The organism is Chryseobacterium oranimense, from assembly GCF_900129755.1.
GTDB classification, from domain to species: Bacteria; Bacteroidota; Bacteroidia; order Flavobacteriales; family Weeksellaceae; genus Chryseobacterium; species Chryseobacterium oranimense.
Genome location: NZ_FQWT01000001.1, coordinates 1,129,162 through 1,141,971, shown reverse-complemented (window position 1 = coordinate 1,141,971; position 12,810 = coordinate 1,129,162). Strand labels below are relative to the sequence as shown.

Sequence of the window (12,810 nt, the reverse complement as noted above, 5' to 3'; positions counted from 1 at the left end):
GCTTTAAATAAAGACTCAGCGCGGCCGAAGGCCGCGCTGAGCTGTTTTACAACGGTTTATTTATTTTGAAATTCCAATATTTCAAAGAATACTTACTTATAATTCATGTTGGAAATCATCATAATCAGTTATACATGGTAAGAAGTAAATAAGCTTCGGCGCGGCCTCCGGCCGCGCCGAAGCTTATTTATATTAATTATTATGGCAATGAGGTTATCGTTTATATGTTTCCTTCCATTTAAAAATAGGTTTGAAAATATTGTAAGAATAATTTTGTCTTGCGATACCAATATCGAATCCTGAGCCGATCACTACGTTTAATACATCCTGATCACTATCATAAACTTTACTGTTCAAAAATGTTTCAACCGCTTCTTTAATGACCGGATCAGTCTCCATGTGGCCGTCATACTGCTGTTTCTTATCGGTTTTAATAGATATGGTGTAAACGTGCTGTTTGTTTCCTGAAAAATGATTCATTGATATAGATGCCCTTAAAACATGGTCCTGTTGCGAAACCTTTTCATAAACCGGGAGCAGTTTTTTTATTTCGCTATTGCTGCTGTAACTATAAACTGATGTTATAACTACAAGTAATAGAAGAGCACCCGTGATATAGAAAGGTAGCTTCTTTGGCTGGGGCATCATAGTGACCGTATTGTTTCTGCGATCCTGAACAACATATGTTTTTGCCACGATATCATGAAGGGATTGCCTTGTTTCTTTATTGAAGATATAAAACACCATAATTCCCAGACCTAAAGTGAAAATAATCATCGATTGAATAATATTGACTATTGAGAATGTTTCTGATCCTGTAATTTTAAATCCATTCAGGAAAAATGGCGCTGTGAGAATTAAAGATCTGATGAATGATGTTTTTAAGCTAACCGTTCTTCCCTCAATATCCGTCACCTGGATTTTCATTATTTTTTTACCAATAGTCTGGCCATTATTCAGTTTGGAATTTAAAATTGAAAAATAGGCCAGAGAAATAAACCATCCGATTAATTTGGCTTCTTCTCGCAGGGAAATAAGGAAATTTTCGAAGACTGATCCCAATATATACCCAAAAATTCCGAGAATAAGAGAATCAATTAATAAGGCCCAGACTCTTGACCAGAATTTGGATAAGAATAAATTATTTTCCATGGTGTTTTATAATTTTTTTTAATGGCCCCGAAATTAATGAATTTAAATTATTGTTTAAGCCTAAGCCTTGATTTTTAAGTCGGAGGGGCTAATAAAAAATCTGAAACTTAACGATGTTTTTCCATAAACTCTCTCACTGCATCCACAAACTCCCTGTTTTTCTCATAATACAGAAGATGTCCACCATCAATGGCAACCACCTTTTGATCCGGAAAACGGAATGTTTTGTAATGCTGTGTTCCTACGGCCTTATCTTTTTTTCCGGTAATAACCAGGACCGGAACATGAATGTTTTTTGTGAGCGGAGCATAATCAGCATAATATTCAGGGAACTCTTTGGGTTTTGAAATTACGGCCATTCCAAAATCTATAATCCTTGGGTGAAGAGAATCTATTTTATCGGTTTGTCTGATGGTTTCAATATCTTCGGTAAGGAATTTATATCCGATTCTTTTCTTTCTTAAGGCAGCACTGATTTTTGATAGCTCAGTAGAAAGGCTGTCCTTTGGAACTACTTTATTCTGTAGCTGAAGAAGGCTGTTTCCATATGCTATCTGCTCTTTCAGTGTTTTATCGTTGAGGAAATGAAGTGTAATATTGGCCAGAATTAATCCCTTTGTATGCTGAGGATATTGTTTTGCATAATTAACCGCTATAATCCCTCCGAAAGAATGAGCCAGTAGAAAAACTTTATCAAGCTTCAGGTGCTGTCTCAGTTCTTCGATGTCCCGAACCATCGCATTCAGGTGATAATTATCTGAAGTTCCGGAACTGCCTGATCCGCGTTGATCCATATAAATCATCTGCAGGTTTTTTTCAAGATTGTTGCCACCCAAAAGTTCAAAGGAAGGAAATCCTTGTCCCGGACCTCCCGGAACATAGATGCAGGCTTCTCCTTTTCCTGAAATCTTATAATTGATTTTAACATGGTCGGAAGTTTCAAAAAAAGCTTCTGTACCGTTGGTCTGCGCTGAAACGGAAATGACGGAGATCACAAAGAAAATAAATAATGGGATTGTTTTCATACAATAATAACAAGTAAAAAGGCAGGTTTATTACTTTAAAAAAACTGTTTTTAGATATTGAAAGAAAATGATTTAAAAAAAGGCAGATCCAATGAAGGATCTGCCTTATATTGTCGTTGATGAATTGTGTTAGTTGATAAATACTACAACATTATTTCCTAAATAGTTCCAGGTAGCCGTAATGCCGCTTGGAGTAGAGCCGCTAAAAGCTCCGTGGTGGCTGTCAACATATCCGCAGTCTCTTCCAAGGTGGATCATTTCACCATTTGAAAAAGTAAGGCGTAGTGATTGCCATGATGTAGGAGTGCTGATTACCGACGGAACAGTTACCCCGGCAGAAACGTTATAGGTCTGGCTGGGAATGTTTATTGCATCCGAAATAACAGCCCATTGGTTGATGGCAGGGGTTACCAGATGACTCGAATTATATTGTGAATAAACGACAGTGGAAGATGGAGGAAGTGCTGTTGCAGAATTACCTTCAACGATAGGCTGGCAGTCTATAGGATAGCTGTTGTCATTGGTGCCGATCAGGTTGTAGGTAACACTCTGCGTCGAAAAATTATAAATGGTCATGCTTCCTATCTGGGAATATGCGAGAGTTCCGATTAATAATAAAAGGAATAGGGAAATATTTTTCATATTGATTTAAAAATTAAGCTTAAGATTATAGAGAAGAATTAGTGTAATGATCCTGGAAAATTTCCATGGCCCATAATATGATTTTGGTTTTATCACCATGGGTAGCCTTTTCAATTTGTTCATCTTTTATACCTGTAGATTTTATAAGAGATCTGGCTGCAGGGAGAAGGGCGTCTTTCCTCTTTTCGCTTAATTGTGGAAACTGATATTCAGTACTTTGCTTCTCATCACTCATAGGAAGATTTTTAGAAGTATTCATGGTGGTGATCGCACGTTTGAAATTCTGAGAAGCTTCTGTTCTTTGATTTTCCTGAGTTACAGTCGGAATACTTTCATTATTGCATGACGTCAGGAATAGACTGCATGCAATAGCAAACAAGAATGTTTTTTTCATAGTAATTAATATTGTTTTAGTTTGATAAATATATAAAAAATAAATAGTAATTCAATTATATGTGATAAAAATACTTATTATTTTCAAATTTGATGATTAAAATCAATTAATAATGAATATTTGTTGTTTAAGATATAAATGGATTTTCCAGCGAAGTTTCACTATTTTAAATGAAACAATATTTTAAAATTTGCTATAAAAAAAGAGCGGTATCAACCACTCTCATTATTTAATCATTACTTGATGCAAGTAATACATTGCCGGGAAATAATTCTTAAATCCAGCTTATTGATTCATTACATTAAAGGCACCTTCCGAGCCTGTAAAAAAGTTGCTGTACAAGACTTCCGTATTTCCCACTCTGATCTCATAGGTGTCATTGATAAGCCCGTTTACTAAACTGTCTGCTACCTCCGAAGGCGGAATACCATTCTCTTTGCCTCCGATTTCTGCAGAAAAATCTGTATTAACAAGAGGCGGCATCAGTTCAAATACTTTAACGGCAGTATTTTTAGCCAGTTCATACCTCAATAATTGCGTATAGGAATGAAGGGCTGCTTTCGAATCAGAATATGTCGGAATGTGTGAACCCGGAACGAATGCAACAATAGAAGAAACGTTAACAACTGCGGCATTTTCCTGATTTTTCAGTAAGGGAAGAAGTTTTTCAGTGAGACGTATTGGAGCGAAATAATTCGTTTCAAATTCAGCAGAAGCCTTGCTGTAAGTGTCTGAATTGTCGGAAAGCGTGTAAGTATAAGCGTGCCCTGCATTGTTGATGAGAATATTAAGATCCCCAAAGTTCACTTTAATTTCTTCTACCAGGGAATTTACATCCTCTTTACTGGTGATATCAGCCTGAATAGTAAAGACGTTTTCAAGACCATTTGCTGCGGCATCAAGTTTTTCTTTATTTCTTCCTGCAATAATAATTTTGTTGCTTTTGTTCAGTGCTTTTGCAATTTCTAATCCGATTCCTGAGCCTCCACCGGTAATCAGGATAGTGTTGTTTGTAATGTTCATGACATTTTTGGGTATTAAATTTATAAAGTATTTTATATTGTACCAAATGGTACAAAATTGATTAAAAAATTTTAATTGAGTATTCTAAGGTTAATTTCAATAATGCTTTTAAGAATTTCCGGTGAAGTCTCCATCCTTCTTGTAACATGGATTCCGTTCCACAGATTGCTCAGGTGCCAGCCAACAATTTCAGGATCTTCAGTACTTGAAATTTGTCCGTTTTCCTGTGCATTTCTTACAGTTTCTGCAAACAGGACCTGTAATTTTTTTAAAAGCTGCGCAGTAATACTTTTTATATTTTGATCTTTTTCAGAAAGCTGTACCAGAGCATTTCCTAAATAACAGCCCCGTTCCTTATCACAGTCTGAAGCATCAGAAAGACTTAAAAAAAACTGTCTGATGAATTGTATTTTATTTTCAGCAGAAGAGATACTGTCCGAAAATTTTTGATAGAAATGATCTGCAAACTGGGTAATAGAACGGATGTAAAGTTCCTGCTTTCCCCCTTTGAATGCCAGGTAAAAACTGCCTTTCCCAATGCCCATTGCACAAAGAAGTTCTTCAGCCGAAGCCGTATCGTATCCTTTTTCCCTGAAAACTTCAGTTGCTTTTGATATTGCTTGTTGTTCGTCGAATATTTTAGGTCTGCCTGCCATAAGAGATGAATTGATGAAGCAAAGATATATAATTGTACCATTTGGTACAAAATTAAAATATCAATAGCTTTTATAGGATCTGTCAATTGCTTTATAAATCCAGGGTCATAAATACGGCAGTTTCGTCAGTATTCTCATAAAGTCTCGTATTCAGTCCGGTAATGCTGAAGCCCAGCCTCCTGTAAAACTGTATGGCAGGATAATTAGTGTTCTGTGTTTCCAGTTCAATAATCCTGCATTTTAAACTCCGGGCTTCCCGGACAGCATTTTTAATCAGTTGAGCCCCGGCTCCCTGTCTCCTTAAATTTTCACTGATCAGAATATTCTCAATATAAAAACTGTTGTTCCATGTTCTGTGCTCACAGATGATCCAGCCCAATAGTTTTTCCTCCTCAAAAACCCCGAAAGAATGTCCTTTTTCAATGATTTCATTGAGCTCCCTGATTTCATCTGAACTGGTTTTCCAGATCTTGGTGTAGGGTATGGATTTTTCTTTTAAAATAAATTCAAAAGAACCGGAAAATTCAACGGCAGAAACAGCAAGTATCTTATCTGTGGTGTAACCGTTCATTCCCCAATCTAAGCTGGGATTGTTATTCAGTTTTTCTAGTTTTTTTATTTCCATGGAAACAAGATTGTTATTTCGGTTTATTGAATTTCTGTGCAGATTTCTACAAGATAATTGTTGGGATCTTTAATATACGCTACCTTCTGTCCCCAGGGTTTTACTGAAATATCCTCATACAAAACCGCTCCGTTTTTAATAGCTTTTTCCAAAAGATCTTCAACACTGTCTGTTGTGAATCCCATTTCAATCCCGAAAGGTTTTTCTGCAGATTGAGAAGATAGGAACCCCTGTTTTATATTGGAGTTGGCAAGAGCTGCCGAAGCAAAAGAAAGACTGGTTTCCCCTGTAAGCAATTCTCCATAATCCTTTTCAGGAGTGATGAATTTTAAAGGAATATTAAAAGTGTTCTGGTAAAAAGCCATAGATTTTTCTACATCTTCAACGTACAGAATGACATATTTGAATTTGATCATATTTGATTTTACTTTTTGTTTAAAATATATTCTTCATCCATCATCAGCACCGGATGAGGATCATTGAAAGGATAATGCTCCATTCCTCCAAAAAAACCGAAATGAAACGGATATTTCTGATTCAGGTGATTGATTTTTTTTCCAAATGAGTTGATGGCGACCTGTTGAACTGTATTCTCCGTCTGCCTGCCGTTGGTAAAAAAGACCATCAGATTACAATGATTATCAAAATCGCGGTCAAAATAATAAAGCACATGGATATTCTCTTCTATACATATTTCAATCAAATCATTGATGAAATCTTTTTTATGGGCTGAAGGGAGATTAAAGTCAATCCTTATGGAAAAATTTTCAGCGTTATTCTTTTTAAAATCTGAGCCTGTGAGCTGGATGAAGCGATATTCTATATTTTCAAATTTTTTCTGTTCAGGGGTGAAATTTACAGTTGATTTCGCCTCGAAAGAAATGTCTAACGAAACAGCATTTTCATCAATCAATAATTTTTCTATTTCTGAAACCAACTGAAAATGATAATCGAAAAGCTGATAATCACCTATGGAAATCATACATTGGTTTTCATTGACCTTAATATTCAGATAGGAACCGCTGAACCTGAGGTGAAGTTCTTTTAGCTTATTTAGTAAATTTTCGGGATGATTCACAGAAACTTTGGCTATAAGCTCTGCCGGATTGTTGGCGTGGCCTCCTAATCCTTGAGAAAATTTAAAAAAATGAAAACTGTATAGGTTTTCAGGAAATTTAAAATACCAGTATACACCTAAAATCATTACCGAACTTGTTGGTTTAATGGATTGTCATCAAATTTAAATAAAATTTCACACTCCAAAACTTTCAAAACCCGTAAATTTGTCGTCAACAAAAATTTACCAGATGCTTAGGAAAATTTCAATTGCGGCAGCTGCCCTTTTGTCCGTAATGACAATCAATGCTCAGAAGAACAAAAACACTCAGTTAGAAAGACCCAAATTAGTCGTAGGACTGGTGGTAGACCAGATGAGGTGGGATTATCTGTACCGTTTTTACAATAAATACGGGAATGATGGCTTCAAAAGATTACTGAATACAGGATATTCTTTAAATAATGTTCATATCAACTACGTCCCTACTGTTACAGCTTTGGGACATACCTGCATCTATACAGGCTCTGTGCCTGCCATCCACGGTATTGCAGGAAACGACTGGACAGATAAAGAAACCGGGAAAAATGTTTACTGTACAACAGATGAAAGCGTGCAGCCGGTAGGAACATCGAATACGAAAACAGGAAGCCACTCTCCTAAAAACCTTTGGTCTACAACGGTAACGGACGAACTAAGGCTGGCAACGAATTTCCAGGGAAAAGTGATCGGAGTTTCTTTGAAAGACCGTGCTTCTATCCTTCCTGCGGGCCATACACCGAATGGTGCTTTCTGGTTTGATGACAGCACTGGAAACTTCATTACGAGTACATGGTATATGAACGATTTGCCTCAGTGGGTGAAATCTTTCAATTCCCAGAACCTTCCTGAGAAATTAGTAGCGAATGGCTGGAATACATTACTTCCTATTAATCAGTATACGGAAAGTTCACCGGATAATTCTTCATGGGAAGGATTATTAGGCAGTGCCAAAACACCGGTTTTCCCTTACAGCAATTTAGCACAGGATTATCAGGCTAAAAAAGATAATATCCGTTATACGCCTTTTGGAAACACGCTGACATTGAAACTGGCGGAGGCTTCTGTGGAAGGAGAAAAGTTAGGAGGAGATCAGATAACCGACTTTTTAGCGATCAATTTAGCCTCTACAGATTATGCAGGTCACAAATTTGGACCGAATTCTATTGAGGTAGAAGATGTCTATTTAAGACTTGATCAGGATCTGGCAGAATTTTTCAACTATCTGGATTCAAAAGTAGGAAAAGGGGAATATACTGTTTTCCTTTCTGCCGACCATGGTGGAGCACATTCAGTAGGATTCCTGAAGGAGCATAAACTTACTACAGGATTCTTCGGCGAAGGAATGGAAAAAGATATCAATCAGAAGCTGAAAGATAAATTCGGAGTAGATAAACTGATCAATGCAGTAGACAATTATCAGATCTATTTCGACAGAAAACTGATGCAGGACAATAAAATTGAACTGGATGACCTGAGAGACTTCACGATCAAAGAACTCCAGAAAGATCCTACAGTTTTATATGCCGTATCTGTAGATGAAGTTCAGGAAGCGACCATTCCGGAACCAATCAAACAGAGGATTATTAACGGAATTAACAGGCAGAGAAGCGGTGATATTCAATTGGTCTCTCACGATTCCATGCTTCCTCCGTATTCTAAGACAGGAACCACGCACAGCGTTTGGAATTCTTATGATTCGCACATTCCATTGATTTTTATGGGGTGGGGAATTCAGAAAGGAGAAAGCAACAAGCCTTATAATATGACTGATATTGCTCCGACTGTTTCATCACTGCTGAAAATTCAGTTCCCGAGCGGAAACATAGGAAATCCAATTACAGAAGCTATTGGAAGATAAAAAATCACAAAAAAGCATTCCCGAAAGGAGTGCTTTTTTTATTTTCATTATCACGATCTTATCAGTTTCTGAATCTCCTTTCTGTACTTCAGGTTTTGTCTTCTGATCTTTAAAATTAAAGAAAGTAATAGAGCAATGGTAAAGATGCTGACGCCCCCGATAATTGCCGTCAGATAATTATATCGGGTTTTCATTGTACTGCTTTTTTTGAGAGTTTCCAGATTATGATCGTTGATTGAATGGTTGATAGAGCTTAATTCATTCTGTTCCCGCTGAAAACGCATCTCAAAGTATTTTTTACTGTAATTCTGATAAAGATCCGGCTTTCCCAAGGCCAGATAGTTGTCGGACATTTCTTTGTAAATACCTTCATTCAGGATAAGGTCGCCGGTATTTTTGCTGAGTTCTTCGGCTTTTATCAGCAGCAGAAGGGCTGTTTCATTCTCTTTTTTCTGCTTGTACATTTCAGCCATTCCTTTCAATGCAAAGGCTTCCAGGCTTTTTGCCTTATTTTTCCGGGCATATTCTGCGGATCTGAGAAATGCCTGGTGGGCTTTTTCAAGCTGAGACAGGTTAAGGTAACAATAACCGATGTTGTAATAAACCACACTCATATTGGAATAAGTGGTCTGCTTATATTTTATCTTTTCAAAATTCTGAATAGAGATCAGGAACTTTTCTAGGGCAATTTCCGGATTCGACTGGCTTTTATAAATCATTCCACGGATGGCGTAGCTTCTTGCCGTTTCAATATGCTTTTCAGGCAGGTCATCGGGCAGTTTGGCAAGAAGTGGCTCTGCTTCGTTAAGGGTTTCAAGACTTTTGTTGAAAAGTTCCATCTGTTGGTACTGTATGGCAGCTGAAATCAGGACGCTGGTTCGTATTTTCAGATCATTGGTTTTTTGAGCTGTTTCTTTAGCTTTCAAAAGATAGAGCAGGGACTGGTCAAAATCTCTTTTAGCAATATTGGCTGTAGAAAGCAGCTGATAAATACCTATTTTCTTATGGATGTCATGTTCCTTCCCAAGAAGGTCTTTGGCAATTCTGATGGCATTATCCGGATTATCGTAAATCTCAAGGCGGGCTTTTTTCATCAGGGAATCAAACGGGACGTTCTGCCCGTAAGCTGAAATCCGGAAACATAATAGAATTGCCATAATGATTTTTAATGCAACTTTCATAACGCTCTGCTTTTACTAATTTCCTGGATATAAACATTAGGAGACATTCCGGTCACCGATTTAAAAATTGTAGTAAAGGCACTGTGTGAAGAGAACCCTGAATATTCTGCCAGATAACTGACCTTATAGTTAAGATAAACAGGATCCGTTCTCAGCAGGAGGGCAATGTGGTTAATCCTTAATTCATTAATATACCCGTTGAAATTTTTACCCTTACTGCTGTTAATTACTTCAGAAAGATATTTTGTATTGACGCCCATTTGGGAAGACAGCATGGAAAGGGTCATGTTTTTGTCGAGATAACGCTGCTGTTTTTCCCATTCTTCCAGTTTCTGAAGGATTTCATCTTCCTTTTCCTTGGAGATTTTATTCAGGTCCTTCTCGTTGGTTTTAACAGTAGGCGGCGCTTCCTCCGCAATGGCAGGTAGGTCTTTCTGTACAGCCAATTCCTGTTGTTTCTGTTTTTCAAAAAAATCAAACTGTTTCTTGAGGTCTTTATGACTGTTTTTCAGGATCAGAAAGTAAATCAGAAGCCCTAAAATAATAACCAGCGATCCTGTAGAAAGCCAGGTTATCTTTTTCAGCTGTTTTTGGTTTTGAAATTCCAGATTATTGTTCTGATTGGTTTCCACCAGCTTTACAATATAACGTATCCCTTCCTTGGTATTTGAATCTGATTTCGTCCGGAGTTCACTGTAAAGCTTATTGTACTGATGGTACTTTTCATCATTTCGAAGGGCAAAATAATTCTTGGATAACGATTCATAAATTTTTGCCTTTAAACTGTTATAAGGAATGTTTTCTATCCTGGAAAGGCCTTTTTCAAGCATTTCAACAGCAGTATGATAATCTTCCTTTAAAAAATAATACCGCGACAGATTTTCATAAGCGAATGCCTGAAGAAAAGGGTAATTCTCATTCTTTTCAGTTATTACAAGCGTAGTTTCCAGAATATTTTTGGCTTCTTCCGGTTTATTTTGTTTCATTAAATAAGAAGCCCTGAAGATTCTGTTCTCCATCTTCAGAATTAGGTTTTCCTGATTATTAAAGCCGAGATAATGGTCACTTTTATTGAGGTTTTCCCGGGCATTGTCATAACTCCTGTTGATCCCGAAGTTAATAGCCTGAAGCTGGTAAAGTTTGCCTGCAATGACATTCATCCTGGGATTGTCACCTTTTAGAAGCTTCTGATCGGATAAAAGGCTGGTAATAATCTGTTGCGACTGGTTGTAAAGACCCAGATTCTGATACTGGTCAGCCAGATTATAATCACCGGCAATCTGAAGAAAATAAGACAGCTTTTCCTTTTCCCTTGAGTCTTCTTTCTGACTGTAGATGTTTACCGACTGTACATAATCCCCCTTCATGGCATAGGCCTGGGAAATAATATTTTGCAGTACAATCCTATGTTCCGGGTTCTGATCACTGATCAGCAGGCTCTGGGAATAGTTGATGCATTCATCAGGATTCTGATATAATTTCTGAAAAGCTTTGTCGGCCAAAATACTGAAATCCGGACCCGACTGTCCTTTGGTAAAAACTGAGCCCAGAACGATGAACAGAAATAGAATGCCTCGAAGTAAAGCATTCCGGCAAAATAATGTTTTTTTTCTTACAGCTTCTTTATGATCTGTCCTCAAAGTAGATTTTTGTTATATAGTTGACTTTTAGTGTTTTACGTTTTTTGCTCTTTTAAATTTCACGAATTATGCAAGTCAAAATCTTTTAAAAAGGTAAATATAATATTAATATTGTTTAAGCCAATTCAAAATATTAAACTTAAACAACTATGAAAAATATTTACAAGATTACAAAGAAAGCTTTATATGCTTGCTGTATTTTGGGGTTTACAATAACTAATGCCCAATTAACAGTGATGACAGTAGGAAATTATACAGTTGGCGGTATTTCGGATGGCGGAATTGTCAGCATGCACACAAGTGCCGGTCAGATCTATAAGTGGGATGAGCTGAATGGTTTGGTTCAGATAGGCTCTATATCCAACGGATATCCCGCTGCCGGAAGAACGCTGATCACAGCTGACGGAACCAAAATAGGTTCTTCCACCACCAATACCGCAACTGGTTTTAATGAAATTTCAACCTATAATACGGCGACAGGTTCATGGACCAATCTCGGAGGACTGGTTCCTACAGGCTGGGACGGCCATGTAAGTTCTACCTGGGGAATGACTTCTGATGGAAGTACCATTGTAGGATTGGGATGGCTTACTGCAGGAACGGCGCATGCCGTGAAATGGGATGCTGCAACCGGAGTAACCGATCTTGGCAGTATAGTTCCCAACAGAAGCTCCAGGGCCAATGCAATTAATTCTGACGGATCTGTAATTGTTGGCTGGCAGGACCAGGACAATGGTACTAGAAGCGGAGCCAAATGGGTAAACGGAGTTGAAAGCTTTATTACAGATACCAACGGCAATTACGTAGGTGAAGCTGGAGATGTTTCAGCTGACGGAACTACCATCATAGGTTCTGCAATGCCTAATCCATACGTATGGAACAGCGTAAACGGCCTTACATACATAACCCATCCAAATTCCTCAGCCTTTTTCAGAGGGGGAGCAACCGGGATTTCTGCCGACGGTAAAAAAGTAGTCGGGTTTTTCAGGGCTTTTGGTGCACCTCCCATGTCTGGAGAAGGCTTTATATGGACTGAAGCAGGAGGACGGGTGAACCTGAATGATTATGCGGTAAGCATGGGAATTAATACCCAGGGAGTTAATATGGGACTTCCCTTAGCTATTTCAAAGGATGGAAAAAGAATTGCAGGAATGGGAACCAATGCTTCCAACCAGATGGTTGCTTTTTTTCTGGATCTTTCAAAAACATTGCTTTCTACCCATGAAAGTACGCAACACAACAATACTATATCCATTTATCCGAATCCTGTAAAAGATATTCTTCATATCAAAGGAATCAGCAGGATTGATAAAGTGGAAATTTACAATATGGTCGGTCAGAAAGTAAAAACAGATAATGCTGTGGAAAACAGAATAGATGTATCTTCTTTATCAAAAGGGAATTATATTCTGCAGATTTTCGTGAAGGGGGAAACTTCACAAAGCTTTAAGTTTATCAGACAGTAAAAATAAAATTAGAAACACTTAAAAAAGACCTGATCAAAAAACTCGCAGAATT

General features: G+C 37.6%; 13 protein-coding genes. 2 read left to right on the top strand and 11 right to left on the bottom strand.

The genetic code is table 11. The features are described 5' to 3' along the window. Window positions 1-213: 213 nt before the first annotated feature. The 9 genes from BUB03_RS05275 to BUB03_RS05235 all read right to left on the bottom strand — a co-directional run bounded on the left by BUB03_RS05275 (window position 214) and on the right by BUB03_RS05235 (window position 6,721). A complete protein-coding gene (locus BUB03_RS05275) occupies window positions 214-1,152 on the bottom strand; it encodes an RDD family protein (RefSeq protein ID WP_073060826.1) in 939 nt (312 codons plus the stop codon). A gap of 107 nt (window positions 1,153-1,259) precedes the next feature. After that, on the bottom strand, window positions 1,260-2,177 hold the full coding sequence (locus BUB03_RS05270) for an alpha/beta fold hydrolase (protein ID WP_073060823.1): 918 nt from the start codon (window positions 2,175-2,177) through the stop codon (window positions 1,260-1,262). Window positions 2,178-2,306: 129 nt separating this feature from the next. Continuing rightward, entirely contained in the window at window positions 2,307-2,819 is a 513-nt protein-coding gene (locus BUB03_RS05265; protein ID WP_040998502.1) for a hypothetical protein, read from the bottom strand. A gap of 25 nt (window positions 2,820-2,844) precedes the next feature. Then, window positions 2,845-3,213 carry a hypothetical protein gene (locus tag BUB03_RS05260; protein ID WP_073060821.1) on the bottom strand — a complete coding sequence of 123 codons (369 nt, stop codon included), beginning with the start codon at window positions 3,211-3,213 and terminating at the stop codon, window positions 2,845-2,847. Between the two features lie 285 nt (window positions 3,214-3,498). Then, a complete protein-coding gene (locus BUB03_RS05255) occupies window positions 3,499-4,236 on the bottom strand; it encodes an SDR family oxidoreductase (RefSeq protein WP_073060818.1) in 738 nt (245 codons plus the stop codon). 71 nt (window positions 4,237-4,307) lie between these two features. After that, window positions 4,308-4,892 carry a TetR/AcrR family transcriptional regulator gene (locus BUB03_RS05250; protein ID WP_073060816.1) on the bottom strand — a complete coding sequence of 195 codons (585 nt, stop codon included), beginning with the start codon at window positions 4,890-4,892 and terminating at the stop codon, window positions 4,308-4,310. A 91-nt stretch (window positions 4,893-4,983) separates the two neighbouring features. After that, window positions 4,984-5,517 (bottom strand): GNAT family N-acetyltransferase, encoded by a 534-nt coding sequence (locus tag BUB03_RS05245; protein ID WP_073060813.1) that lies wholly within the window; start codon window positions 5,515-5,517, stop codon window positions 4,984-4,986. A 23-nt stretch (window positions 5,518-5,540) separates the two neighbouring features. After that, complete coding sequence (locus BUB03_RS05240) at window positions 5,541-5,933, bottom strand: VOC family protein (protein WP_073060810.1); 393 nt, start codon at window positions 5,931-5,933, stop codon at window positions 5,541-5,543. A gap of 8 nt (window positions 5,934-5,941) precedes the next feature. Beyond that, a complete protein-coding gene (locus BUB03_RS05235) occupies window positions 5,942-6,721 on the bottom strand; it encodes a hypothetical protein (protein ID WP_073060807.1) in 780 nt (259 codons plus the stop codon). A gap of 103 nt (window positions 6,722-6,824) precedes the next feature. On the opposite strand from BUB03_RS05235, the gene pafA reads away from it, so the two are divergent. Beyond that, window positions 6,825-8,471 (top strand): alkaline phosphatase PafA, encoded by a 1,647-nt coding sequence (pafA, locus tag BUB03_RS05230; protein ID WP_139258769.1) that lies wholly within the window; start codon window positions 6,825-6,827, stop codon window positions 8,469-8,471. Window positions 8,472-8,521: 50 nt separating this feature from the next. Here pafA and BUB03_RS05225 read toward each other — a convergent pair whose 3' ends face one another. Together BUB03_RS05225 and BUB03_RS05220 are read right to left on the bottom strand one after the other, a co-directional pair. Next, window positions 8,522-9,652 carry a tetratricopeptide repeat protein gene (locus BUB03_RS05225; protein WP_073060805.1) on the bottom strand — a complete coding sequence of 377 codons (1,131 nt, stop codon included), beginning with the start codon at window positions 9,650-9,652 and terminating at the stop codon, window positions 8,522-8,524. Further along, the gene (locus BUB03_RS05220; RefSeq protein ID WP_073060802.1) at window positions 9,649-11,292 is read right to left on the bottom strand and encodes a helix-turn-helix domain-containing protein; all 1,644 of its coding nucleotides are present in this window, start codon (window positions 11,290-11,292) and stop codon (window positions 9,649-9,651) included. Before BUB03_RS05220 ends, BUB03_RS05225 begins: the two co-directional genes overlap by 4 nt. A 149-nt stretch (window positions 11,293-11,441) precedes the next feature. Here BUB03_RS05220 and BUB03_RS05215 point away from each other — a divergent pair, with 149 nt between their 5' ends. Further along, window positions 11,442-12,758, top strand: coding sequence for a T9SS type A sorting domain-containing protein (locus BUB03_RS05215; RefSeq protein WP_073060800.1), 1,317 nt, complete (start codon window positions 11,442-11,444; stop codon window positions 12,756-12,758). Window positions 12,759-12,810: the final 52 nt, after the last annotated feature.